General features: G+C 59.8%; 24 protein-coding genes. 12 read left to right on the top strand and 12 right to left on the bottom strand.

Annotated features, from left to right (window positions below):
• Window positions 1-76 precede the first annotated feature (76 nt).
• On the top strand, window positions 77-778 hold the full coding sequence (locus WNZ14_RS02805; protein WP_342867081.1) for a helix-turn-helix transcriptional regulator: 702 nt from the start codon (window positions 77-79) through the stop codon (window positions 776-778).
• Window positions 779-797: 19 nt separating this feature from the next.
• On the opposite strand, the gene WNZ14_RS02800 is transcribed toward WNZ14_RS02805, so the two are convergent.
• From WNZ14_RS02800 to WNZ14_RS02790, 3 genes are all read right to left on the bottom strand, one after another.
• Window positions 798-1,889 carry a TraB/GumN family protein gene (locus WNZ14_RS02800; protein WP_342867080.1) on the bottom strand — a complete coding sequence of 364 codons (1,092 nt, stop codon included), beginning with the start codon at window positions 1,887-1,889 and terminating at the stop codon, window positions 798-800.
• 138 nt (window positions 1,890-2,027) lie between these two features.
• Window positions 2,028-3,041: an alpha/beta fold hydrolase gene (locus WNZ14_RS02795; protein ID WP_342867079.1), complete on the bottom strand. Its 1,014-nt coding sequence runs from the start codon at window positions 3,039-3,041 to the stop codon at window positions 2,028-2,030.
• Between the two features lie 113 nt (window positions 3,042-3,154).
• Entirely contained in the window at window positions 3,155-4,090 is a 936-nt protein-coding gene (locus WNZ14_RS02790) for a tyrosine recombinase XerC (protein WP_342867078.1), read from the bottom strand.
• Window positions 4,091-4,288: 198 nt separating this feature from the next.
• Here WNZ14_RS02790 and WNZ14_RS02785 point away from each other — a divergent pair, with 198 nt between their 5' ends.
• Window positions 4,289-5,197, top strand: a complete 909-nt coding sequence (locus tag WNZ14_RS02785; protein WP_342867077.1) for a 1-acyl-sn-glycerol-3-phosphate acyltransferase — start codon at window positions 4,289-4,291, stop codon at window positions 5,195-5,197.
• Between the two features lie 148 nt (window positions 5,198-5,345).
• Here WNZ14_RS02785 and fsa read toward each other — a convergent pair whose 3' ends face one another.
• Entirely contained in the window at window positions 5,346-5,999 is a 654-nt protein-coding gene (gene fsa, locus WNZ14_RS02780) for a fructose-6-phosphate aldolase (protein WP_342867076.1), read from the bottom strand.
• Window positions 6,000-6,095: 96 nt separating this feature from the next.
• Between fsa and WNZ14_RS02775 the strand changes: the two genes are divergently transcribed.
• Complete coding sequence (locus tag WNZ14_RS02775) at window positions 6,096-8,300, top strand: primosomal protein N' (protein ID WP_342867075.1); 2,205 nt, start codon at window positions 6,096-6,098, stop codon at window positions 8,298-8,300.
• Window positions 8,301-8,436: 136 nt separating this feature from the next.
• Here WNZ14_RS02775 and WNZ14_RS02770 read toward each other — a convergent pair whose 3' ends face one another.
• The 5 genes from WNZ14_RS02770 to WNZ14_RS02750 all read right to left on the bottom strand — a co-directional run bounded on the left by WNZ14_RS02770 (window position 8,437) and on the right by WNZ14_RS02750 (window position 14,402).
• Window positions 8,437-9,342, bottom strand: a complete 906-nt coding sequence (locus WNZ14_RS02770) for a DMT family transporter (protein ID WP_342867074.1) — start codon at window positions 9,340-9,342, stop codon at window positions 8,437-8,439.
• A gap of 479 nt (window positions 9,343-9,821) precedes the next feature.
• Window positions 9,822-10,280: a MarR family transcriptional regulator gene (locus WNZ14_RS02765; RefSeq protein ID WP_342867073.1), complete on the bottom strand. Its 459-nt coding sequence runs from the start codon at window positions 10,278-10,280 to the stop codon at window positions 9,822-9,824.
• Window positions 10,270-11,379 (bottom strand): twin-arginine translocation pathway signal protein, encoded by a 1,110-nt coding sequence (locus WNZ14_RS02760; protein WP_342867072.1) that lies wholly within the window; start codon window positions 11,377-11,379, stop codon window positions 10,270-10,272. Before WNZ14_RS02760 ends, WNZ14_RS02765 begins: the two co-directional genes overlap by 11 nt.
• A 355-nt stretch (window positions 11,380-11,734) precedes the next feature.
• Entirely contained in the window at window positions 11,735-14,008 is a 2,274-nt protein-coding gene (locus WNZ14_RS02755) for a mechanosensitive ion channel domain-containing protein (RefSeq protein ID WP_342867071.1), read from the bottom strand.
• 181 nt (window positions 14,009-14,189) lie between these two features.
• A complete protein-coding gene (locus WNZ14_RS02750; RefSeq protein WP_342867070.1) occupies window positions 14,190-14,402 on the bottom strand; it encodes a DUF2061 domain-containing protein in 213 nt (70 codons plus the stop codon).
• A gap of 137 nt (window positions 14,403-14,539) precedes the next feature.
• Between WNZ14_RS02750 and WNZ14_RS02745 the strand changes: the two genes are divergently transcribed.
• The 9 genes from WNZ14_RS02745 to WNZ14_RS02705 all read left to right on the top strand — a co-directional run bounded on the left by WNZ14_RS02745 (window position 14,540) and on the right by WNZ14_RS02705 (window position 22,805).
• Complete coding sequence (locus tag WNZ14_RS02745; protein ID WP_342867069.1) at window positions 14,540-15,394, top strand: helix-turn-helix transcriptional regulator; 855 nt, start codon at window positions 14,540-14,542, stop codon at window positions 15,392-15,394.
• A gap of 49 nt (window positions 15,395-15,443) precedes the next feature.
• Window positions 15,444-15,911 carry a hypothetical protein gene (locus tag WNZ14_RS02740; protein WP_342867068.1) on the top strand — a complete coding sequence of 156 codons (468 nt, stop codon included), beginning with the start codon at window positions 15,444-15,446 and terminating at the stop codon, window positions 15,909-15,911.
• Between the two features lie 125 nt (window positions 15,912-16,036).
• Window positions 16,037-16,975, top strand: a complete 939-nt coding sequence (locus WNZ14_RS02735; RefSeq protein ID WP_342867067.1) for a DMT family transporter — start codon at window positions 16,037-16,039, stop codon at window positions 16,973-16,975.
• A gap of 153 nt (window positions 16,976-17,128) precedes the next feature.
• Window positions 17,129-17,515, top strand: a complete 387-nt coding sequence (locus WNZ14_RS02730; protein ID WP_342868490.1) for a DUF4345 family protein — start codon at window positions 17,129-17,131, stop codon at window positions 17,513-17,515.
• Between the two features lie 251 nt (window positions 17,516-17,766).
• Complete coding sequence (locus tag WNZ14_RS02725) at window positions 17,767-18,327, top strand: F0F1 ATP synthase subunit delta (RefSeq protein ID WP_342867066.1); 561 nt, start codon at window positions 17,767-17,769, stop codon at window positions 18,325-18,327.
• Window positions 18,327-19,856, top strand: coding sequence for a F0F1 ATP synthase subunit alpha (gene atpA, locus WNZ14_RS02720; protein ID WP_342867065.1), 1,530 nt, complete (start codon window positions 18,327-18,329; stop codon window positions 19,854-19,856). Before WNZ14_RS02725 ends, atpA begins: the two co-directional genes overlap by 1 nt.
• A gap of 27 nt (window positions 19,857-19,883) precedes the next feature.
• A complete protein-coding gene (locus WNZ14_RS02715; RefSeq protein WP_342867064.1) occupies window positions 19,884-20,762 on the top strand; it encodes a F0F1 ATP synthase subunit gamma in 879 nt (292 codons plus the stop codon).
• Between the two features lie 24 nt (window positions 20,763-20,786).
• Window positions 20,787-22,328: a F0F1 ATP synthase subunit beta gene (atpD, locus tag WNZ14_RS02710; RefSeq protein WP_342867063.1), complete on the top strand. Its 1,542-nt coding sequence runs from the start codon at window positions 20,787-20,789 to the stop codon at window positions 22,326-22,328.
• Window positions 22,329-22,406: 78 nt separating this feature from the next.
• Window positions 22,407-22,805: a F0F1 ATP synthase subunit epsilon gene (locus WNZ14_RS02705; protein WP_342867062.1), complete on the top strand. Its 399-nt coding sequence runs from the start codon at window positions 22,407-22,409 to the stop codon at window positions 22,803-22,805.
• Window positions 22,806-22,859: 54 nt separating this feature from the next.
• On the opposite strand, the gene WNZ14_RS02700 is transcribed toward WNZ14_RS02705, so the two are convergent.
• The 3 genes from WNZ14_RS02700 to WNZ14_RS02690 are packed head-to-tail and all read right to left on the bottom strand — an operon-like array spanning window position 22,860 to window position 25,219.
• Window positions 22,860-23,390 (bottom strand): N-acetyltransferase, encoded by a 531-nt coding sequence (locus WNZ14_RS02700; RefSeq protein ID WP_342867061.1) that lies wholly within the window; start codon window positions 23,388-23,390, stop codon window positions 22,860-22,862.
• 33 nt (window positions 23,391-23,423) lie between these two features.
• Window positions 23,424-23,960, bottom strand: a complete 537-nt coding sequence (locus tag WNZ14_RS02695) for an RNA pyrophosphohydrolase (protein WP_342867060.1) — start codon at window positions 23,958-23,960, stop codon at window positions 23,424-23,426.
• Between the two features lie 11 nt (window positions 23,961-23,971).
• Window positions 23,972-25,219, bottom strand: coding sequence for a divergent polysaccharide deacetylase family protein (locus tag WNZ14_RS02690; protein ID WP_342867059.1), 1,248 nt, complete (start codon window positions 25,217-25,219; stop codon window positions 23,972-23,974).
• Window positions 25,220-25,295 lie beyond the last annotated feature (76 nt).

Raw genomic sequence — 25,295 nt, 5'->3', positions numbered from 1 at the left:
AATGCCAATTTACTCTTGTGGCGCTGATTTGTATGTCCCCTAACGGGGATGACATCGCGTGCAGCGAGGAGTGGATGTGACCAGCGTTTATCGCCTGATCGAGGACTGCATTGCTGCCGGCAGTGGCGGCGATGACTTCATCCCGCGCGTTCTCACGCTGGTCGAGTGGATGGGTGCCAGCCAGTTGATGGTCTTCGAGATGGTCGACGACCACGTCGTCTGCCTGCTTTCGCGCAATTACTCACGGCACAGAACAGGCGAGTTGCTGGCCCGTCGCTATATGGACGGCTGGTTTCGGCAAGATCCGCTGCTGCCAGAGCTGATGAATATACGCGCCGGGCAGACCAGCCTGTGGCGGATGGAGGATATCGTATCATCGATGTCGCCTGATTATCTCGATATCTTCTTCAACCAACCGGGCCTTGCCGGCAAGAAAACGGTTCTTGCTGCGGGATCGACACGGCGAATGATGGTCAATTTCTATCACAGCGAGCCAGTCGTGACTGAGCCTGACGAGGCGCTGCTCTCGCTTGTCGCAAGAATGGTGCTGGTGCACTTTGAAGCCCGGCCGGCGAGCAGTTATCCCGCGTGTCTGGCCGCGCTGAGCGAGCGTGAACGCCAGGTCTGTCTGGGTGTTCTCGACGGGAAAAAGACCGAAATGATTGCCGGAGAGCTGGGCCTGTCGCCGGCGACTATCGTCACCTACCGACGTCGCGCCTATGAGAAGCTCGGCATATCTTCCCGGGGTGGCCTGTTTGCCTTGTGTCGCCAGCTTTGATGAGCACGCGGCAGATGGCTCATTTTACCAGTTTTACAGTGTATCCGGCGTCCTGCAGCAGGGCCACCACGCCTTCTTCGCCCGGCAGATGCAGCGCTCCGATTGCAATGAAGGCGTTGCCTGCGTCCAGGATCGGTGTGGCGCGCTCGGCCATGACATGGTTGCGCATGCGCACAATCCGCTCCTCGAAGGCGGCGTAGCCGCTGGTGTCGCTTTCCATGTCCTGAGGCCCTGCTGCCAGGATAACCGGCATGATCTGGGCGATTTCGCCCTTGAGGTACAGGTCGGTCATGGTCGCCATGATGTCAGGCATCAGATCGGCGAGTTTGATGGTTTCGATCAGACCGCGGACGTGGAACTCCATCGGCAGATCGGCCATAGCAGCCATCTGCTCGCCGATGCTTTCCAGCCCGAGCAGTTCCTTGCCTTCCGTCTTGGCTGTCTTGGCGATCCTGATATCCAGGAACTCAACGCCAAGCGTCTTGCGGGCCATTTCGCAGGCAGGCAGGGCTACGATGCCAGCGATCATCCACGGTTTCATCCTGGAGACTGCAGCAAGCGGGATGCCGCGGCGTGACAGTTCCGCCTCGATCAGCTTCGTCTCATCCTCGTCAAGAAGCGATGTCAGCGTGGTTTCGTCGGTGAACATGGTGAGTTCCGGCTTTGACAGCAGCAACGCCTGTGCCTTGGCGGGATCGAGGATTTCAACCGTCTCGATCACCACTGTTCCGGCGGCGTCAAATGCTTTCTGGGCGGCTGCCGGCAGCTTTGTTACCCGCGGGTCCGTGACATGCATTGTCCCGAACAGAAAGGAAGGGGCGATGCCGTCTTTCTCGACTTTCCACAAAAGACCGCTGCCGTTGCGGGTGCCGCTGGCCTTTGCCCGCACCTCGGCCAGTTTCTGCGGATTGGAGGCAGCCAGTGCTTTCACCAGGCTGACACCGCCGCAGCCGGGTCCATCTTCGGCCCTGGCCTGGCCGGTTCCCCAGACAAGACCCGCTACAAGCAGTATCAGAAGTGCGAAAGGCAGCGAAACCGCCACGCCGAAGACCAGATTTGGAAATCGGGCACATGTGGTCCTAAAGCGAGACAAAACGTGCTGGTGATGCATGGCAGGCCGTTCCTTCTGGATCTAACCTGTCATTAGTAGTGCCTGGCATCTGACAATCCGGTTAACCTCCACCAAAATTCTAACTGTGGTAACCACGGTGTTAACCCAAGGCCTTGCCCGGCTTGAACGCAGTCCGGCCTACCTGGTGCCGGGCAGCGCCTCAAGAAAACCGGTAATCAAGCCCGCGGTTCGATCATCCGAGATGACCCCGAGATGGGATTGTCCGTCGAGCAACTGATACTGGCCGTTCGGATTTGCGGTTTTCATCAGCGGTTCATAGGCCGGAGCGATGAAAGATTCGTCATCGCTGCCGGCAATCAGCAGGAATGGTGGCAGGGCTGCGATGTCCGCGAGGTAGTCGCTGCGTGGCGCATAGGATGTGTTCAGGCGGTAGCTGTAGCTTGCGGTCGCGGTTTTGCCCTCGGCTCCTTCGAGAACCGCGTCCGGAAAGTTGAACTGGATCGCGGTGAGGCCGTTGAGCGCCTTGATCCCCACGGCATTGAGCATGGACAAACCGATGATGCGGCGGGTGAGTGGCCGGGCCCAGCCGCCGGAATTGGGACGTGTGGTGGGCGCGTTGTACTTGAGGAACGGCGCCAGCATCACCGCGCCGTCCAGCGTCGAGCCCTGCGCGCTTCCGGCATAGCGAATCACCAGACCGCCGCCGCTTGAATGTCCCGCGAGCACCAGCTTCTGGCCGGGTTTGCGCAGGGCTGCAGCCAGATCAGTGATGTCATCCTCGAGCTGGCCGATATAGGCGACGTCGCCGCGCGTTTGCGGTGAGGGCCCGTGGCCGCGCAGGTCCGGCAGGGCGACCTCGATGCCTGATTTCTCGGCAATGTTGCGGGCCAATGCGTCATATGCACCGCCGTGCCAGCCAGAGCCGTGAATGAAGATCAGCAGGGGTGCATCTGAATTGCCGCTGCCGTAGTGGCGGTAGCTCAGCGTTGCGCCGTCACGCGCCTGATAGGTCTGAAGTGGCGCCGGATCGGGGCTCGCGCTGCCGGACTGACCTGAAAAATCGATCGTTTCGCCGGAGATGGACTCCGAGGCGCTCTGGGAGAGAATCAATCCGAACGCGATCAGAAAATAGATAACCGCGGAAATCACCGCAAACCGGAGGATGATTGGGAGAATATCAGATGCTGACATGGCTCTTTCGTTGGATGCTGGGCCTTGATCGGACGTGGTGACCACTGGTTTCGACCAGAATAGCCACCCCAATGCAAGGGGTGGCGGGCTTATTGGCTGGACCAAGTCCTTGATTATGCTCTCGGGTGGGCGCGATCGTAGATGTCAATCAGCCGGCTGGCGTCGACAGCGGTATAGACCTGCGTGGTCGAGAGGCTCGCATGGCCGAGCAGCTCCTGGATGGTGCGGAGATCGCCGCCGCCGGCCAGCAAATGCGTGGCGAAGGAATGCCTGAGTGCATGCGGTGTGGCGGTTTCTGGCAGGTCGAGTGCACCGCGCAAACGGCGCATTTCCTTCTGCACGATGGCCGGCTGCAACGGCCCGCCGCGCGCGCCGCGGAACACAGGCGTGTCCGGATCTGGAGAGTAGGGGCAGAGCTTGCGGTACTCGCTGATTGCTTCTCTGGCAACGGGCAGAAGCGGAACGATCCGGGTCTTGCCGCCCTTGCCGGTAATTCTCAGTGTTTCGCCGTCGCGCGGCAGATCGTTGACGGTCAGCGACAGGGCTTCGGAAATGCGCAGGCCGCAGCCGTAGAGCAGGGTCAGCACAGCGGCGGAGCGGGCGGAGATCCATGGCTCGTCGGAAAGTTGAAGATCGGCATCGACCACGCGCATGGCATCGCGGGCGCTGAGTGGTTTTGGCAGCGATTTGGGCTGACGCGGAGCCCGTGTTGCCGAGGCGCCGGCGGCATTGGCCATGCCCTTGCGCTCGAGATGACGCAGAAATGAGCGGATGCCGGCAAGGCCACGTCCAAGCGTTCTTGCGCCCGCTCCGCCGCGTCGGCGCTCAGCCATGAAGGCGCGAAGGTCGAGCGGGCGCAGATCGGCGAGATCGGCAATCCGCGGCGGTCCAGCCAGATGTGTGGTCAGAAAGCTCAGAAACTGGCGCAAGTCGCGCTCATAGGCATCCGCCGTCTTGGGCGACAGACGCCGCTCATCGGTCAGCTGGTTGAGCCAGTGCTGCTGCTCGGCGATGACGTCAGGTGCTGCGATTACAAGTGGTTGCTGCATGATGGGTCCGTCATTGTGGACTGTGTGCCGGGCATCTCAGGCGGCGAGACTTCGCTGCCGGACTTGCGGCGAAAACGTGGTCGGACTATAGCATGGTGGCCTTAGCGGGGGGTAAACAGATGCGATTGGCTGATGTCATCATGGTATCACAATCTGTTGCCATAGGTTTTACCAATTGGACTAAAGAGGGTCGAATCCATGGCGTATGTGGCTGAGATTTCAGACCGGTTGCAGGTATTGGCCCATGGTCGGCCCGGCCATATCATCGATCGGCTGATTGCCGAGCGCGGCGGTCGCCTGGTTGAACATCCTGCCTGGCCGGTGATGCGGCCGTTTCTCTATGCCACGCTGAAATATGGCGCGGCCGTGAGGATGGCCGATGCAATCGGATCGATGTCCGGCCACGGCGCGTTTCAGCATATCAGCGACATTCTCAAGCTTGAAATCCAGTCCCGGCGCGAGGACAGGATCCCCAAGAAGGGCGGCTTTCTGCTTGTGGCCAATCATCCGACCGGCATAGCCGACGGCGTGGCGATGTTTGATTTTCTCAGCCGCCACCGGCCCGACATGATGATTTTCGCCAATCGCGACGCGGTGCGTGTGAGCCCGCGGTTCAATGAAATCATCATTCCGGTGGAATGGCGCGATGACTACAAGAGCCGCGACAAGACCCGCGAGACACTGCAGCTGACCAATCGTGCGGTTCAGGACGGCAAGGCGACGGTGCTGTTTCCATCGGGCCGGATCGCCTTCTGGAACGAGGGCAAGCTGACCGAAAGGCCATGGAAGGCCTCGGCGGTGACGCTGGCGCGGCGGCATGATCTGCCGGTGATCCCGGTCAATATCTCGGCCCGCAATTCAGGGCTGTTCTACTGGTTGTCTAAGCATTCGACCGAATTGCGCGACATGACGGTGTTTCACGAGCTTCTCAACAAGAAGCACCACACGTTCCGCTTTACGGTTGGCGAGCCTATTATGCCGGATGCGCTGGACGGTGATCCGGCGGAAGCGGTCAAGGCGCTCGAGTATCACACCGTGCATGGCCTTGCGGCTGACCCGGACCGGGTGTTCGAAGCTGCACCGAAGGGCTGGTCGCAGGCGGCCTGAGCCGCTGACGGACGGCGTGATTTTCTGAAATGTTGGTATCTGAGAGGATCGGGGGAAGCCCGCGATTCTGAGTTTTTAATCAATTGCGCTCGCAAAAACGGCCCGGGATGACCGGGCCGTTGAAGTCTGTTTGAATCAGCGTCTCTGATTACGCAATCGTCTGGCCGGTCTTCTTCCAGTCGGCGAGGAAGGCGTCCAGGCCCTTGTCGGTGAGCGGGTGCTTGACCAGCGCCTTGATGGTAGAGGCCGGGATGGTGGCGACATCGGCGCCGATCAGGGCTGCTTCCTTGACGTGACCCACGGTGCGGATCGAGGCGGCGAGAATTTCGGTGTCAAAACCGTAGTTGTCGTAGATCTGACGGATCTCGCGGATCAGGTCCATGCCCTCAATGCCCATATCGTCGAGCCGTCCGATAAAGGGCGAGATGAAGCTGGCGCCGGCCTTTGCGGCAAGCAGGGCCTGGTTGGCGGAGAAGCAGAGCGTCACATTGGTCATGTGGCCGTCCGATGTCAGCGCCCGGCAGGCCTTGAGGCCGTCAAGCGTCAAGGGCAGCTTGATGCAGATGTTGTCTGCGATCTTGGCCAGAACCGCTGCTTCCTTCATGATCGTCTCATAGTCGGTCGCAGCCACTTCGGCGGAAACCGGGCCGTCTACGATCGAGCAGATTTCCTTGGTGACTTCGCGGATGTCACGGCCGGATTTCATGATAAGCGAAGGATTGGTGGTGACGCCATCAATCAGGCCCAGGTCGTTGAGTTCCCTGATTTCGCTGACGTCAGCAGTATCGACAAAGAATTTCATTTCACACTCCCGAATTGCGCAAGCCGGACTGATCCAGCGCGCCAAAGTACAAATCTGGGTTCCCTTTAGCCCAAAGCGGGGGCAAGGTCACGCCACATGAACAAAGATTCGCGACAAAATGCAGGCGGGCTGTTCCCGCGCAAAGTTGTTCCCGTGCTCATTCCGATGCCGGCAGAGCGGGCCTATTCCTATGCGCTGGCCGAGGGCGTGGATGCGAGCCCGGGACAGATCGTCCAGGTGCCGCTCGGGCCGCGGCTGGTGGCAGGCATCGTCTGGGATGGCCCGGCGGATGTGATCAATCCCGACAAGTTGCGCGAAGTGACCCAGGTGTTTGACTGCCCGCCGATTGTCGAGCCGATGCGTCGGTTCATCGACTGGGTTTCTGCCTACACGCTGTCGCCCCCGGGACTGGTGGCGCGGATGGCGTTGAGAGCGCCGGCGGCGTTTGATCCCGAGCCGATGATCGATGCGTTGCAGCTGACCAGCGCCCGGCCCGAGAGGCTGACGGCGGCGCGCGAACGGGTGCTTGAGCAGGCTGACAACGGTCTGGCCTGGACCAAGAGCGGGCTTGCCCATGCGGCAGGCGTGACGCCGAGCGTGATCGACGGATTGTCAGCCCAGGGCGTGTTCGAGCCGGTGAGATTGCCGCCGCCGCCGGTGGTTCCAGCACCTGACCCTGAATACAAACCGGCGGTGCTGGAGGCTGAACAGGCCGAGGCGGCGGATGCGTTGCGTGTGAGCGTTGCCAAGGGCGGATTCGGCGTGACGCTGCTTGATGGGGTCACCGGGTCTGGCAAGACCGAGGTCTATTTCGAGGCGATCGCGGAAGCCGTGCGACAAGGCCGGCAGGTGCTGATCCTGCTGCCGGAAATCTCGCTGACATCCGCCTTTCTCGACCGGTTTCACGCGCGCTTCGGGGCGCGGCCGGCGGAATGGCATTCGGAACTTGCGCCCAGAACGCGCGAAAAGGTCTGGCGGCAGACGGCTGAGGCGCGCGTGAGCGTGGTCGCCGGTGCGCGCTCGGCGCTGTTTCTGCCGTTCAAGGATCTTGGCCTGATCATCGTCGATGAAGAGCACGACCCGGCCTACAAGCAGGAAGACCGCGTGTTCTACAATGCACGCGACATGGCGGTGGTGCGGGCGCGGCTGGCCGATATTCCGGTGGTTCTTGCCTCGGCGACGCCTTCGATCGAGACCCGGGTCAATGCGCAGCAGGGCCGCTACAGCCATTTGCTGCTGCCGAGCCGCTATGCCGATGCCGGGTTGCCGGATCTGAAGCTGGTGGATCTCAGGCGGCATCCACCAGGGCGAGGCGGGTTCTTGTCGCCGCTGCTGCTCAAGGCGATGGCCGAGACGCTGGAACGCAAGGAACAGTCGCTCCTGTTTCTCAACCGCCGTGGCTATGCGCCCTTGACGCTGTGCCGGGTCTGCGGGCACCGGTTCGAATGTCCGGACTGTTCAAGCTGGCTGGTCGAGCACCGGTTTCGCGGGCAATTGCAGTGCCACCATTGCGGCCATAACGAGCCGACGCCGCAGGCATGTCCGTCCTGCGGGGCGCTCGATCATCTCACCGCCTGTGGGCCGGGGATCGAGCGGATCGCCGAGGAAGCGGACAAGCATTTCCCCGATGCGCGTGTCATCGTGCTGTCGTCCGACATGGTGGGCGGCACGCGGCGGCTCAGGATCGAGCTTGAGGCGATCGCCAAGGGCGAGGCCGATATCGTGATCGGCACGCAGCTGGTGGCCAAGGGGCACAATTTTCCGTTGATGACGCTGGTGGGCGTGGTTGACGCCGACCTGGGCCTGTCGAACGGCGATCCGCGCGCTGCCGAACGGACCTACCAGCTGCTGTCGCAGGTGACAGGTCGTGCCGGGCGGTCCGGGCGCAAGAGCCTGGGCCTGATCCAGACCTTCCAGCCGCAGCACCCTGTGATGCAGGCCTTGGCGTCGGGCGAACCGGAAGCGTTCTACGAGCGGGAGACCGATGAACGGAATCGCGCCGCGCTGCCGCCGTTCGGGCGGCTGGCTTCCGTGATCATTTCGGCCGCCACCCGGCCCGAGGCCGAGGGCCATGCACGTGCCCTGCGCGTCGCGGCCCCTACCATCCCCGGCATCATGGTGCTCGGCCCGGCGGAGGCGCCGCTGGCGCTGATCCGCGGACGCTACAGGTTCCGTCTGCTGGTGCATGGCGCGCGTGGCAAGGACATGCAGGGGTTCATAAGGCAGATGCTGGCGCAGGGGCCAAAGGTGCGGGGCTCGATTCAGGTGCAGGTGGATATCGATCCGCAGAGCTTTTTGTAGTGGCTGTGCCAGCCCATCCAACGGCATTGCCGTCTTAAAGCTCGTTGCACTGAATCGTATTCATGCAACGTGCATCAGGTTTGTGTTTTGTCGCGTGCTTTCTCCGAAAACCGGTTCCCACTCTTCGGACCACGCTTTAGGGAACCTGTCTTGACGCGCGGACCTGCTTTCCACGCCAAAGAATGAAAAGACCTGAAACAACAATCAGGCAAGACCCGGCGATCATCGAAGAACTCAGCTTCTCGCCAAACAACACCATCCCCAAGGCAATTCCGAATAGCAGGCGTGTATATCGGAACGGGGTGACCGCGGAGACCTCGCCGGTGCGCATTGCTTTCATCAAGCACGAATAGGCGGTAACGCCCATGATCATGGCGCCCAGAAGATACAGCGAAGTCTCGATATCCGGTTTGACAAAAGGTGCGGCTTGCCAGACTGAGAACAACACCCCGGCAATGACGATGGACAGAAAGCCGTAGAGTCCAAGGATCATGGTGCTGACCTTGGCAGGAGCCGCGCGACTGGCGAGATCCCGTCCTGCAAAGCCGATCATTCCGATGACGGCCAGAATCGACAGCACGCTGAAACTATCCGTTCCAGGCTTCAGAATGATCAGAACTCCGATCATGCCGAGGGCAATTGCGGTCCACCTGCGCCATCCGACCTTCTCGCCAAACACCAATGCTGCGCTTGCAACCACGACAAGCGGGGTCGCCTGCAGGATCACGGTAGCTGCAGACAACGGGATCAAGGCAAGGGCGAGCACGTAGAACAAACGGCCGATGATCTCGAAGACCACGCGAACCAGCATCGGGCGTGAAACGACCTCGCGACTGAAGAGGGCTTGTTTCTTGTAGCGTGCCAGGCACGCAAAAAGCAAAGCCCCGCCCAGACCAAAGATGACAAGGATCTCACCGACGGGCAGGGTCTCAGAGACTGCTTTGATAAATGCGTCTTCGATGGCAAAGAAGGCCATCGCAGCGATCATCCAAATACTGCCAAGCAGATTGTGCTTGTGGCCGGTTGTAATCTCACTTGTCACAAGAAATCCAATGCGGGTTTTCGATTTGAGTTCGGGCTCTAACCGAACAGCATTTGGCGCAGATGACTGAATTGCTTCGAGGCGTCAATGTCGATATACCCCATGGCAATCTGCTGGCTGAGTTCCAAAATGGCGCGCGCCGGCCATCTGACGCTGCAGGCCCTTGTGTCCCGAGCCCATTCCCCGTGTCTGCCCCCACACCTTACTGGCCTAAGGCGTAGGGCTCGGTTCAGGTGAATATAGATCCACCCAGCTTTTTGTGAGGGGCGGGTAGCAAGGCGTTTCGGTACGGAAATTTGCGCGATCAGTTGCGTTGGATGCACGGCTGTTCCCGACTTTTCGGGATGAAATTCTTCAGACGGGTATCAGGCTTGTTGGAATTCTTGTCGGGCGGACGCTCAGATGAAGGGGTGTAAAACGGTCGAGTTTGGTGGTTTCCCAGGCGTCAACCCAAGCCAAACCAGAGCCGATGATCGGCTCTAAATATCGGTTGACCGTGCCGCGTCGAGATATTTGCGGATGCGTTCGAGTTGGGGCACCAGATCGGCAGCCTCCTCGACGCTGATGACCTCTGACCAGCGGTCGATGATGTCGCCAAATCCGTGCACGATGCTTTCGCGCAAAGACCGGCCTTCGTCGGTTAGCCAGACCCGCTTCGAGCGTCCATCGTCTGGGTTGGGCGCCTGGGAGACAAGGCCGCGGCGCTCCAGCACGGATACCTGATGGGTCATGGTCGTTTTGGGGACCTGGAAGGCCTTGGCCATTTCCAGCGGCGTGCGGCCGTCCTCGACCCTCACGAGATGGTTGAGGACCGAGAAATGCGGGGCCAGCAGCCCTTCGGGCAAGCGGCTTTCGAGAACCGCCGTCGACAACTGGTTGATGATTCCGATCTCGTTGAAGAGGCGAAAATAGAGCGGTGTCCGTTCGTCAGGTGTCAATGATCTTCGCCTCCAGAGGCCAGCGTGGCGAGTGTGGTGTCGTCGGTCCATAGCCCAGTCTGCCTAGCATTTGAACCGTATGGCCTTCTGGTGCAAGAAGTTCATGAGCCCGGTCGTAGTGGTGACGCATCTCCGGATATTCCTGCAGGCACTGGCTGACGGGGTGAAGCGCCAGCCCGTGGGTCGTGGCGGCGAGATTAAGGCGCAGCCAGCGACGACCGGCCTCGATCTGGTCGGTGCGTTGGTTGCTCGCACTTGTGAGCGCCGCATAGGCCGGTGTTGCGTGCAGCATCTCCTCATAGACCGCAACGCCTTGGGTATACTGGGATGATGTCTGATCGAGCTGTCCTTCGCGTGAAAGCTGGCCCAGCAGCGCGAGCGAACTCAGAAACGGACCGCCGAGATCGATACCGTCCGGCTGTGCGTTGATTTCGGCCTTGCCGATCCGCATCAGATCCACACTCTCCTTGTATGTGCGGGGTGTCTCAACCTCGACTTTCCACGCAGACCAGGTCAGCTCGATGAGTTCCGAGACCTTTTCGGGGGCAGTGATCAAGTCCGCAAACGGTTCCAGCAAGGCTGCATGTTCAGGCGTGACCGGTCGGGCTTCGAAAGGCTCCTTGCAGGAACGCCTGTGCTGGACAGCGGCAAAGAGCGGATCGGGTTCGGCGCCGCTTTCGACAAGGTGCGCCCTTGCGACGGGGCCGTCCTCACCATCGGGGAAAAGGGCAAGCTCCACGGCATGACCGGTTTGTGCTGCTGCCATCACCATCAATTCGATGAAGCAGCCCATGCCGATGGTCAGTTGCCGCGAGAACGGATCGGTATGGGGCAGGTCCTTGCTCTTGTCACGATAGAGATCAATGACTTCGGGCGTGTCCAGATCAACCAGCCAGGGCTGACGGTTGTGAGGGTTGGGAGCGAGCAACGCATGCGACAGCGCGTTGCGGCGCGGATCGGAATAGGTTCCGGCTGCAGACCAGGGCGCGAGCGCCTTCTTCGGGGTGCGTGTGGTTAGAAACGCACCGGCGCCTCCAGCGGCTGCGACAATCGTTCCCCCACCAATGATGGAGAGCATTTTACGACGAGACAGGGACATGTTGTGATCCTTTAATAGTACAATATTGCACTATATAGTGCGATGTTGTACTACATGTCAAGCGCGCTTTGGTGGCTCAGCTGGATCGCGTGAGATTGATCAGTTTGACAGCTTAGCTTGCAGGCGGCATTGGCGTTCCAAATGCTCTGGCGGCATCTGGTTTGTCTGCACGATCCTGCTGGAGCGGCTTGGCTTCCTGGATTGGTTTGGCCGCGAGCCCAAGGCGTAAACGCTGGTTCAGGTGGACATTGATCCGTAGAGTTTTCTTTGAAGCTTGAGGCAGACAACGTCTGATCGCAGTTCGAAAACAGCATTCATGTCGGTGATAAAGATGCCCGGGCGTGTGTGGGAGCGATCATTTATCGGTCCCATTTTCCTCTGCCTGAGGCGGCAAGGCATCCATCTTTATGGGAAACTCGTCAGTCTTGCCGTCCTTGTCGCGACCCAGAAAGAAGGTCGTGTGCGGGAACGGGATCTCGATACCGCGTTCATCCATCACCTGCTTGACCAGTTCCGTATAGGCGCGGCCGAGGCCGAATTGCTTGCCGGGGGCGGTCTTGATCCGTGCGCGGATCAGCACGGCGCTGTCGCCCAGGCCGGTGACGCCATGCATTTCCAGCGGCGCCAGGATGTCGGGTTTGTGCTCGGTCTCCATGAGCCGGTCGAAGGCCTCCTGCATCGCATCCTTGCCGTCGGTGACATTCTCCTTGTAGGCGATGCCGACCTCCTCGACATGGTAGGAGAAGATGCGCATGTAGTTCGACACCGAGTCCACAGAGCTGAATGGAATGATGTGGTAGACGCCTGACAGGTCGCGCAGCGACACCGAACGCAGGGTCAGCCGCTCGACCACACCGGTGATTCCGCCGGCGCCGACCACGTCGCCGACATTCATGGCGTTCTCGAGCTGGATGAAAACCCCGCTGATGATGTCCTGCACCAGCTTCTGCGCACCAAAGCCGATGGCGAGGCCGAGGACACCTGCGCCGGCCAGCAATGGGCCGATATCGATGCCTAATTCCGACAGGGCGATCATGCCGCCGAACACCACGAGGGCGACGGTCAGCGCGTTCTTGAGCAATGAATAAAGCGTGCGATATCGGGCACTGAGCAAGGCCGAGCCGTGACCGCTCTCCATCCGGTAGTCGATCCAGGACGAGGAGGCTGCCCAGAGGATGACGCAGACGATCACCACGATCAGGCTGCTCATCAAACCGGCGATCATGGCGCTGCCGCGTTCGCCGTCGATCCAGCCGCCGACATCAAGGATCGCCCAGGCGTCGAGCACCACGGCTAGGATGGCGATGCTGACCAGCAGCCAGACCACCCTGAGAAGGACCGGGATGAAGGATGTCAGCCGTGTGGAGAGCGCCTGGCTGTCAAGCGGCAGGAAGGCTGGTGTGTGGACGCTCAGCGTTGACAGATAGCCACAGGCGCGCAGCACAAGCCCGCCGACAATAAGCGCCAGTGCGGTCTTCAGTGTCGCTCCGCCGACAAAATCGACAAACAGTGCGGGCCGTGAAAGAGCAATCACATAGCTGACGGCCACATAGCCGTAGGCAATCAGTGGCCAGATCTGCATGAAGGCTGATTGCACCGGTTCGGGCAAAGCCTCTTCAACGGCGGCGTCGCCCTCTTCGGTTGGCTCTTCGTCGGGCAATTTTGCGAGCGTTTGTTGCAGGTTTGAGATCGCCCGGATCGCACGCACGGCATAGATTGCGGCAATGCTGTAGACCACCACGCGCAGGCTTCGGCCGACGGTGTACGAGATCAGGCTGTTGGCCACCGGCACCACGAAGGCTATGCCGTAAATCAGAATGCCGGAAAGCGCGATGCCGCGCTGGCGCAGCATTTTCCGCACCGATGGCGTCAGTCGCAGAACAGCATATTCGCCATCGACGATCCCGGTGACCACACGGATGATGATGGCGGTGACGCCCAGGACCAGAAAGGCATTGAGATAAAGCGTCTGGTAGATCGAAACGCCGAGGGTGCCGAACAAGGTTGCAGCCAAGGCGCTTGCTGCAAAATAGGCGATCGCCAGCGAAAGGATTTCAGACAGGAAATACATCACCACGAGCGCCAGCGCGGCAAAAATGCCGCGATTTCGGAAGCGTGCCGAAATCCTTGCAAGTCCTGCTCGCAGGAGCCTCTTGGCGAAGAAATATAGTAAGAACGAGACTGCCACAGTTGCCAACAGCGGCGTCAGCATGCCTGCGATCTGACCCCAGTCGAGATTGGACCGCCCGTCAAACAGGGTGGTTAGTCCCGAAATATCGTTGATAAACCTTTGGCCGATGGTCAGTGCTTCGTCGATTGCGTTCTTCGTTATTCCGGCGAGCTGGTTGGCCACCGTGGTTTCAGCAGCCGAATCGTTCGCGTCTGAATTTGCAGGTTCCCCTGTGGAGCTTTGCTGCAGGGACTGGATGAGTTTTTCGCGCGCAGCATCGTCCTTGAGGACGTCGAGCAACGGCTTGATCACCTCGTCTGTCGTTCCAGCTGTTTCGCTTGTAGTGGTGGTCAGCGGCGACTGCGCCCAGGCCGAAGTGGTCAGTGGCACGGCAGCAAGTATGAGGGTGAAAAGGACGAGGGCAGCGCTCTTCAGCAGCGGGCGGCAGATCGGGGGCATGAAGTTTCCTGTTCGGGTGCTGCCGTTTCGACCGCAGCATTCTTTTGGCGTTAGCTTTGCCTAAAATGATAGCGGAGTTGACAGATGCATCAACCCGAACGGACCATTAACACGAATCCACCGGATGTTCTGGTCGGGCTGGAAGCTGTTACCGGACGGCTTCGGTCAACTCCCCGCAGCCTCAGGCCTGGCGGCGAGCAAGGCCCCAGCTGACGCGTGACCAGATCCGCTCATGCAGGAAAAAGAATGCAAAACCTGAGGCGGAGGTGGAGAGGGCGAAGGTGAGTGCGGTGATGACAGAGCCGGTCTGGAACCATGCGATCAAGCTTGTCGTCAGCAGGCCGATGATCTGCCAGGTGACTGCTTTCGTGATGGTTCTGAGATTGGAGTCCATGGTCTGCGATCGTGTCCGGTTGGTGTTGCTTGGATGCGCTCTTTCTAACGGCTTCGGCATTTGCGCGGAATTCTGTGTCTTCGCGACGAAAACAAGCATTTGTTGATAAAAAACACCAGACGTGCGAATTATCATCAATGCACAAGAATGAACGCGCAGAGCTTTTTCGCAACCGTCTGGCTGCCCGACTGACGCTGACCGGGATGAGCCGCAGCGCGCTGGCACGGACCGCAGGCGTCGACCGGTCGACGATTGCGCAATTGCTGGCGGGTGACGAGCTGCGGCTGCCGAATGCGCATCTGGCTGCCGAATGCGCGGAGGCGCTGGGGGTGAGTGCCGACTGGCTGCTGGGTCTGTCTGACCGGCCCGAATCGGCGGCGGAAGTGCTGTCGGCGAATTTCAGGATGGCGACGGCGCAGCGGACGCCGGCGGACGAGCAGATCATTGCATGGCACCAGGAAGCCGCCGGTCACAAGATCCGGCACGTCCCGGCAACGCTTCCCGATATTTTGAAAACGGAAGCGGTGCTGGAATGGGAATATGCCGCTTTTCTCGACAAGACGCCGGAACAGGCGCGCGGTGTCATGCGCGAGACCACCGCCTGGCTGCGGGCGCCGGGTTCGGATTATGAAATCTGTGTCTCGGTGGACAAGATCAGGTCGCTGGCGCGGGGTGAGGGATACTGGCAGGGCCTCAGCGCTGATGTCCGTGCCGAACAGCTCGACTTCATGGCCGAGCGGTGTGACCTGCTCTATCCGTCACTGAGGCTCTATTTCTACGATGCCAAGAAGATTTTCTCGGCACCAATCTCGGTGTTCGGGCGGTTGCTTGCGGCGGTCTATGTCGGGCAATTCTACCTGGTTTATCGCGACAGCCGACAGGTAGCCGCGTTGACGGAGCATTTTGATGCGCTGGTGCGTGAATCCGAATTCGAGGCGCGTAATGCTGGCAAGATCATCCGGGAGATGTTTGGCGAGGCTTCCCGAAACTGACTGCGCCCGGTAGCATTGTTTAGGTTTGATCATGAATGGGGAGAGTTTCATGAGGCAGATGATTATTGCCGGAGCAGCGATCCTTGTCGGCGGGCTGCAGTCGGGACAGGCCGACGCCCAGGATGGCGCGCCGCGGATAGACGATATCGTTTGGGTCTATATCGACAGCTACTGTTCCTTCATGCGGGCTGATCACTCTTTTGATTACAATGATCCTGACAGCTGGCGGTGGGTGCTGTTTTCCAATCTTCCCGGCGAGGATGGGGCCGACCCGCTCGATACGCCATTCATGCGGCTTGACGGACAACTCAAGCAACTGGCCCAGACCGGCGCTCAAAAGATCGATGGCGGGCTGGCCCGGACCTACACGTCCCATGACGCGGTTCCCTATGTGGTCGAGATGAAAACCCTCAAAGGGGCCCAAGGCTATGAGAGCACGGCGTTCTCGGGGACGATCAAGGTATCGCGCAACGGCGCTTCGAGCGAGATTGCCTACAAGGGTGATTGCGGGGTCTGACGGGAGCGGCGGACCACTGGACCCAAGTGCCATCGGCAACCTTTGACAGATCGGGACGGGCGGTGCATGTCTGGGGGATGGCACGGCATCAGATCTGATGCCGCAACCCTGAAGAAAGCATCGTCTTGGATCTCATCCCCAATTCCCGTCCGGCGCGACACGATGTCGACCGCGAGGCCATGCCGCCCGTGGCGATGGTCATGGCACTTTCGACATTCATGTGTTTTGCCGTGCTTGATACGACGGCCAAATATCTTGTCACTGCAGGCTATGCTGCGGTGTTCGTGGTCTGGTGCCGGTTTCTCAGCCACACGGTGATTGCCTTCTTTGCTTTCCAGGGCTGGCGCCGGGTCGACATGTACCGGATGAACAGTGTGCCGCTGCAGGTTCTGCGCGGGCTGTTGTTGCCGGTTACCACCCTTTTCAACTTTCTCGCGTTGCGGGATCTGCAACTGGCGCAGACTGTCAGCATATTTCTGACCGTGCCGATGACAGTGACGGCGATGGCCGGACCGCTTTTGGGTGAATGGGCCGGCCCGCGGCGCTGGGCTGCGATCATGGTCGGCTTCATCGGGGTGCTGATTGTGGTGCGGCCTGGCACGGATGTGTTCTCGCCGGCGATCATTTGGTCAATCCTTGCCACTATCACCTATTCGCTCTACTCGATTGTGACCCGCAAGCTGGCAATGCAGGAAAGCCAAAGCAGCCTGGTGTTCTATTCCTGCATTTTCGCGACAATTCTGATGGCGCCGTCGGCGCTGATCTATGGCCAGGTTCCGGACTCCGCATTTGATGTGGTGCTGCTCGCTGGCCTTGGCGTGCTTGGCATGGGAGGTCATGCCCTGCTTGTGAAGGCGAGCAGGTTGGCCAGCGCATCGAAGGTGGCGCCTTTTGTCTACAGTCAGCTCCTGTGGATGACCGCGCTCGGCTTTGTCGTGTTTGGCGATGTCCCAGATGGCTGGACCGTGCTGGGGGCATCGATCATCTGCATGAGCGGCATCTACATCATGAACCGTGAGCGGCAGATTGCCCGCAATGAGCGTAAGGCCGAAGCCCAGCGCTGATGCCGAAGCGGCTTTGCGGAGCCGGTCGGGACTTTGGCCGACGGGCGGGGCATGATAAAGCGATGACGAAACCTGTCATGGTTTGATGGATGCGTCACTTTAGCGCTGCCTGAGCGCTTGAGATGCCGGGTAAGAAACGGAGAAGCTTGAATGATTGAATTCTATTGGCCGATGACCCAGGGCGAGTGGGTGGCCTGGTCCTCGGCGCTGGTGACGATCCTGTTCGGTTTGCTGCTGATGTTCGCGCCCCGCATCTCGCTCAGGATCCTCAGGCTTCAGACTGCGCCGGATCATCCCGAAGCGGTGTCGGAAGCGCGCGGCACGATGGCTGGTTTCTACCTCGGGGTGGGGATCTGCGCGATGTTGTTCGCCCAACCGTTGATCTATCTGGCGCTGGGGGCCGGATGGGCGTTTACGGCGTTCGGGCGAATCATTTCGATCATGTCGGACCGGGGTGTGACGCTTTTCAATCTTGCTTCCGTGGTGATCGAGATTTTGCTGGCGGCAGGCCCGCTTCTATATGGGCTCGGCTGGATCTGAGAGGAATCGACAGGCTTTGGTGTCCAGAGCAGGGTGACAGACCGGGTCTCTCATCCTAAAGCAGGTGCGTTATGCCGCACCGGGCGTGTTGCGAGTCCCGACGCTCTATGCTAGACGGACCGCGCATTTCGGGAAAAACAAGTTTAACAGCTTTGACGGCCTGAAATTTACCGTAACAAATTCAGAGGCTTGCCTTTCCGGCTTTCGGTCAAGTGCAGGTGTCTGGATGGCAATGAGAGACAATCCCGCCCGTGGCAGATAACTCCCATCATATTTCCGGTGTCGCCGAACGGTATGCTTCCTCGCTCTATGAGCTGGCGGCTGACGCCAAGTCCATTGACGCTGTGGCGAAGGATCTTGACCGTTTTCAGGCGATGATCGACAGCAGCGCTGATCTGCAGCGCCTCGTCAGCAGTCCCGTTTTTTCCGCTGAAGACCAGTCGCGCTCGATTGTGGCGCTGATCGGCAAGGCGGGCATCTCCGGTCTGGTCGGCAACTTCCTCAAGGTTGTTGCCCGCAATCGCCGGCTTTTTGCCGTGCCTGCGATCATCCAGTCCTATCACGAGACCGCTGCGCGCGAGCGCGGCGAAGTCACTGCAGACGTCAAGACGGCGCACGCGCTGTCGGCGGCTCAGGAAAAGGAACTCAAGGCCGCGCTCGCAAGCGTGACTGGGAAAACCGTGACGCTTGACGTCACAGTCGATGCGTCGCTGCTGGGTGGTCTGATCGTCAAGATTGGCTCGCGTCAGGTCGACACATCGCTTCGCACTAAACTTTCCACCCTTAAGCATACACTGAAAGAGGTTGGCTGATGGATATCCGCGCCGCGGAAATTTCCGCAATTCTCAAGGACCAAATCAAGAATTTCGGCAAGGAAGCCGAAGTTTCCGAAGTTGGTCAGGTCCTTTCCGTCGGTGACGGTATCGCCCGCGTTTACGGTCTCGACAATGTCCAGGCTGGTGAAATGGTCGAATTCCCTGGTGGAATTCGCGGCATGGCGCTCAACCTTGAAGCCGACAATGTCGGCGTCGTGATTTTCGGTTCCGACCGTGACATCAAGGAAGGCGACATCGTCAAGCGGACCGGCGCCATCGTCGACGTGCCGGTTGGTCCGGAACTGCTGGGCCGCGTCGTTGACGGGCTTGGCAACCCGATCGACGGCAAGGGTCCGATCAAGACCAAGCTGCGCGCCCGTGTGGACGTCAAGGCTCCAGGCATCATGCCGCGTAAGTCGGTGCATGAGCCGATGGCGACCGGCCTCAAGGCGATCGATGCTCTGATCCCGGTCGGTCGCGGCCAGCGCGAGTTGATCATTGGTGACCGTCAGACCGGCAAGACCGCGATCATTTTGGACACCTTCCTTAACCAGAAGCCGATCCACGAGAATGGCCCTGAAGCTGAAAAGCTTTTCTGCGTGTATGTGGCGGTTGGACAGAAGCGTTCGACCGTTGCCCAGTTCGTCAAGGTCCTCGAGGATCGGGGCGCGATGAAGTATTCGATCGTGATCGCCGCGACGGCGTCCGACCCTGCTCCGATGCAGTTCCTGGCTCCCTTTGCCGGCTGCGCCATGGGCGAATATTTCCGCGACAACGGCAAGCATGCCCTGATCGCCTATGACGATCTGTCCAAGCAGGCTGTTGCCTATCGCCAGATGTCGCTGCTGCTGCGTCGTCCTCCGGGTCGTGAAGCTTATCCCGGCGACGTTTTCTATCTTCACTCGCGCCTGCTTGAGCGCGCTGCGAAGCTCAATGAAGACAATGGTTCGGGTTCCTTGACCGCTCTGCCGGTGATCGAAACCCAGGCCAACGACGTGTCGGCCTATATTCCGACCAACGTGATCTCGATCACCGACGGCCAGATCTTCCTTGAAACCGACCTTTTCTTCCAGGGTATCCGCCCGGCCGTGAACGTTGGTCTGTCGGTGTCCCGCGTGGGATCGTCGGCCCAGATCAAGGCGATGAAGCAGGTTGCCGGTTCGATCAAGGGTGAGCTTGCACAGTATCGTGAAATGGCTGCGTTCGCGCAGTTCGGCTCCGACCTTGATGCCGCTACCCAGCGTCTGCTTAATCGCGGTGCGCGCCTGACCGAGCTGCTCAAGCAGCCACAGTTCTCCCCGCTCAAGACGGAAGAACAGGTTGCTGTGATCTTTGCCGGTGTGAATGGCTACCTCGACAAGATCGCCGTCCGTCAGGTCGGCAAGTTCGAGCAGGGCCTGCTGGCCTACATGCGCAGCGAAGGCAAGGACGTGCTGGAAGCCATCCGCAAGGAAAAGGCCATCAGCGATGACGTCAAGTCGAAGCTCAAGGAAGCTATCGACACCTACGCCAAAACCTTTGCCTAACGGCAACAGACCGAGGACGGATAACGGATGCCTTCACTCAAGGATCTGAAAAACCGGATCGCCTCCGTCAAGGCGACGCAGAAGATTACCAAGGCGATGCAGATGGTCGCCGCGGCGAAGCTTCGGCGTGCGCAGGAGGCGGCCGAGGCCGCGCGTCCGTATTCACAGCGGATGGCAGCGGTGATGACAAATATCGCCGATGCTGTCGGAAGCGGTGACGACGCGCCACGCCTGATGACAGGCACCGGGAAGGACCAGACGCATCTTCTGGTCGTGTGCACCGCAGAACGCGGAATGTGCGGCGGCTTCAATTCGCAGATCGCCCGCTTTGCCCGGGATCGCGTGCGCAAGTTGCTGGCCGACGGAAAGTCGGTCAAGATCCTCTGCGTCGGCAAGAAGGGCTATGATATTCTGCGCCGTGAATACGCGTCGCTGATTATCGACCGGGTCGATTTCCGCGAAGTCAAGCAGATGAGCTTTGCTCAGGCCGAGACAGTCGCGGAAAAGGTCATGGGCCTGTTTGAACAGAGCGAGTTCGATGTTTGCACTCTGTTCTATTCGGAGTTCAAATCGGTCATCAGCCAGGTGCCTACGGCTCAGCAGCTGATCCCTGCATCGACTGGTACGGAAGAAGCGGATGCAAGTTCATCCGCAACCTACGACTACGAGCCGAGTGCCGAGGAAATCCTGGAGGATTTGCTGCCACGTTCGATAAAGGTGCAGATCTTCAGGGCGCTGCTTGAGAATGTTGCAGGTGAGATGGGCGCGAAAATGTCCGCTATGGACAACGCAACCCGCAATGCTGGCGAGATGATCGACAAGTTGTCGATGAGCTACAACCGCCAGCGGCAGGCCCAGATTACCAAGGAACTCATTGAAATCATTTCCGGCGCGGAAGCGCTCTAAGGTACACGGAAGAGGGTAAGATACATGGCTAAGGCAGCTACCCCGGCGACCAAGCCCGCAGCGGCAAAAAAACCCGCAGCGGCAAAGAAGCCTGCAGCAGCAGCGACGACAAAGGCGAGCGCATCCAAGAGTGCTCCGGCGAAAGCCGGTGCCGAGGGTCGCGTGACTCAGGTTATCGGCGCCGTTGTTGACGTAACGTTCGATGAAGGCACGTTGCCAGCGATCCTGAACGCGCTGGAAACCGACAACATGGGCAACCGCCTGGTGTTGGAAGTTGCACAGCACCTGGGTGAAAACGCAGTTCGCACCATCGCTATGGACTCGACCGAAGGTCTGGTCCGCGGCCAGAAGGTCGTCGACACCGGCGACTCGATCACGGTGCCGGTAGGCGAAGAAACACTCGGTCGCATTCTTAACGTGATTGGTGAGCCGGTCGATGACGCTGGTCCGGTGAAAACCAAGGCACGTCGCTCGATCCACCAGGACGCTCCTACATTCAGTGAGCAGTCCACTGAGGCCGAAATTCTGGTTACGGGCATCAAGGTTGTCGATTTGCTCGCACCTTACGCACGTGGCGGCAAGATCGGCCTGTTCGGTGGCGCCGGCGTTGGCAAGACCGTTCTCATTCAGGAACTGATCAACAACATCGCGAAAGCCCACGGCGGTTACTCGGTGTTTGCCGGTGTTGGAGAGCGTACCCGCGAAGGTAACGACCTCTACCATGAGATGATCGAATCCGGCGTGAACAAGGAAGGCGGCGGCGATGGCTCGAAGTGCGCGCTTGTGTTCGGTCAGATGAACGAGCCTCCAGGTGCGCGTGCCCGTGTTGCGCTCACAGGCCTGACAATTGCGGAACAGTTCCGCGACGAAGGCCAGGACGTGTTGTTCTTCGTGGATAACATCTTCCGCTTTACCCAGGCCGGTTCGGAAATGTCCGCGCTTCTTGGCCGTATTCCTTCTGCTGTGGGCTATCAGCCTACATTGAGCACCGACATGGGTGCGATGCAGGAGCGCATCACGACCACCAACAAGGGTTCGATCACATCCGTGCAGGCCGTTTACGTGCCGGCCGATGACTTGACCGACCCGGCGCCTGCTTCGACATTTGCTCACTTGGATGCGACAACGGTGTTGAACCGTTCGATCGCTGAAAAGGGCATCTACCCGGCGGTTGACCCGCTCGACTCCAACTCGCGTATGCTTGACCCGTTGATCATCGGTGACGAGCATTACGAAGTTGCCCGTGGCGTGCAGGAAATCCTGCAGCGTTACAAGTCGCTTCAGGACATCATCGCCATCCTTGGTATGGACGAGCTGTCGGAAGAAGATAAGGTCACCGTGGCCCGCGCTCGTAAGGTTGAGCGCTTCCTGTCACAGCCGTTCTTCGTGGCTGAAGTGTTCACCGGCGCGCCTGGCAAGCTGGTTGACCTGGCCGATACCATCAAGGGCTTCAAGGGCCTTGTGAACGGTGATTACGATCATCTTCCGGAGCCGGCTTTCTACATGGTTGGCACCATCGAAGAAGCCGTCGAAAAGGCCCAGCGCCTCGCCGCTGAAGTCGCCTAATCATGAAATTGCCCGCGCAGACCAGCCACGGCTTGTCTGCGCGGTGCATCCGAACAGCACTGCGATAAAGTGAACGTCATGGCTGATAGCTTCAATTTTGAACTCGTATCACCGGAACGGCTGCTCTTTTCGGCAACCGTGACCGAAGTAGTCATTCCCGGCACTGACGGCGAAATGACGGTGATGGCCCATCACGCACCGACAATGACCACGATCAAGCCGGGCGTCGTCACTGTTGTGACTGCCGAAGGCAAGAGCGAGCGGTTCGTGGTGTTTGGAGGTTTTGCCGACATCATTCCCGAAGGCTGCACGCTGCTTGCCGAGTCGGCCGTATCGGTGAACAATATCGATCGTAGCGACCTGAGCAAACGGCTTCAGGATGCGCGCGAGGATGTTACCGACGCGTCGAACGACGCAGCCAGGCAGAAGGCACAGGAATATCTCGATCATCTGGCGACGCTGGAAGCAGCTATCTGACCTAATCGGACAGATAGCAAGGTTTCTAAAGGCGGTCTTCGGGCCGCCTTTTTGCTATTTGTGGATGGCGCTGGCCATGGCCTTATAGGCCTCGGGGTACTCAAGCGGCCCGGACCAGCCGCGGAGCGCGTCCGCCTCGAGCTCGAGGGCCAGAAAGCGCGGACCCTGCCAGGCGATCTGGGCGCCGTCAGCAGTGTGGGATTTGAAGCCGAAGCGACAATAGTAATCCGGCTGACCGAACACGAACACACATCGCCAGCCGCGTTCTCTCGCCAGCCGAATGGCGTGGCGGACCAGTTCTGTGCCGATCTGCATATCGCGCCACGCGGCAAGGATGGCATGCGGCGCCAGCGCCAGGGCGCGCTCTGGTCCGTTGACCGGAGTCAGCAGGATGTGGCCGACGATCTCTCCATCAAGCTCAGCGACCAGTGATAGTGTGTCCGCAGGGCCGGAGATGAGTGCTTCGGAAACGCCGGCGACAGCGTTGGTGTAAACTGCTGCCTGAAGCCCGCGGATACTCGCCCGGTCCTCGGACTTGCTCTCCCGATAGGATGCCTTGCCGGCTATGCTTTTGCGCTCAACCATGAAAGTCCTCGTCTTGCGACCTTAAAGTAGGCCTTATGCCCTGACACCTGCAAGGTGAGTGAAGGCTGCGACAACCTGATCATAGGCCTTGCGCTTGAATGGCACGATCAGACCGGGCAGATCGTGCATGGATTTCCATTCCCAGGCGTCAAACTCGGCCGTGTGACCGCCGGGGGGCGGGTTAATGCTGATCTCGCTCTCGTTGCCCGTGAAGCGCATTGCAAACCATCGTTGCCGCTGGCCGCGGAACTTGCCTTTCAGGCCAATTCCCATCATGTGCTCTGGCAAATCGTAGTCGATCCAGTTCGGTGCTTCCGCAAGCAGTTCCACCGAGCGCATCCCGGTTTCCTCATAGAGTTCACGCAAGGCTGCCTTGTAGGGCACTTCTTCATCATCGATACCGCCCTGTGGCATCTGCCAGAGCTGAGGCGAGCCATCATACTCGGTGTTGCCTTCAGCGATCCGGTGACCTGCCCAGACCAGGCCATCGCTGTTGAGCACCATTATGCCGACGCACAGGCGGTAGGGCAGGCTGTTGGGGTCCATTCTGCGAGGGTCCTTCTTGGCCATGGCGGTGTTGCCTATCTCTCAGGGTCGTCAACGGCGGCGGAGGCAGAGACGATTTCTATTCCTCGCGCCTTGGCTTCCTCGACCCAGGTCGCGACAGCGTCCACGCTGACTTCGAAAGCCGAGGCGACACCTATCGCCGTGCCGTTGCGTCTGGCGATCCGCTCAAGATCGTCAAGCTTGGAAAGAATGTAACCGCGCTCCTGGGTCGCGTCGAGCACCATGTCGGACGCGGCAAAGGGAATGCCCAGCGTCTTGGAGAACTGCCCGGTCAGCGACTGCGCCGAGGTTCCGTCATCGAGAAACATGATGCCGCGTCCGGCTAGGTCGCGCATGACCGGATCGAGTGCGTCCGCATCGGCCAGAAACCGGCCGCCCATGAAATTGGTGATGCCTGTGTAATTGGTTATGCGCGCCATGGCCGTGTGAAGATCCGCCAAGTTGCCTGATGCACCGGCATCGACGGTCAGGGTTCCGGCGCCGGGGTCGTTGGCGGGGTAATCGAAGGGTTCAAACGGAACCTGCAGCAGGATTTCATGCCCTTCGCGACGGGCCTCCTGCATCCAGCGCTGCAGACTGTTGCCGTTGGACGCGAAAGCCAGCGTGATTTCTTCCGGAAGCGTCTGGATAGCATACTGCGTGCCTGTCTGGCTGAGGCCAAGCCCACCAACAACAATGACGATGCGTGCCCCACGGGCGCCTGACCAGGGCCTGGCATAGATGTCGAACGCGCGCTCGCCGTTCGCGCCACGCACAGGCAGCGGGCCTTCTTGGGTGTCTTCTGTTACCGCAGGGTCCGGCAGATGCGCCAGATGCGGGTTTTGTCCGACCCGGCCGGGTGGGTTGAGCAGAACCGGGCGATTGTCCGGACGCTGGATCGGTGTGATCTTGTTGATCTCCTCGCCATTGTCGCCAAGTGTCGTAGCCACATCGGCGCCGGACTGGCCGTTCTGGGCATTGATGGCGCCATCCGTACTGGTCACGGCATCAGGTGAGCCGAGCAATCCCGGAGATTGGTCTGGATCAGGGGTTACATCCGCGAGGTTTTCGGTTGCTGCTGTTTCCGGCTGGTCCAGCATCACCACGGATTTTCCAGGCTGAAGAAGAGTGCCTGAGAGCGCCATCCAGGCGGCCCCGCCAATCACCGCGCAGACTGCGACTGAGGTGAACAGAACAGTTGACCAGGCACGTTTTGACCGTGCCGATGGATTTCTCCCCGGCTTGCGGTCCTGCCCCAGCGGTTGATGGATCTTATCGCCCACGATCTTCTGTCCGAATCCCGATGCGGCTTGATTGAATCAGTCCGCCGCCCCGCATGCAAGCCAGAGCTGATCTGGT

Source organism: Hoeflea sp. AS60 (genome assembly GCF_038900115.1).
Lineage (GTDB): Bacteria > Pseudomonadota > Alphaproteobacteria > Rhizobiales > Rhizobiaceae > Hoeflea.
The sequence above is the reverse complement of the archived record's forward strand: the minus strand, read 5'-3'. Positions and strand labels throughout refer to the sequence as shown.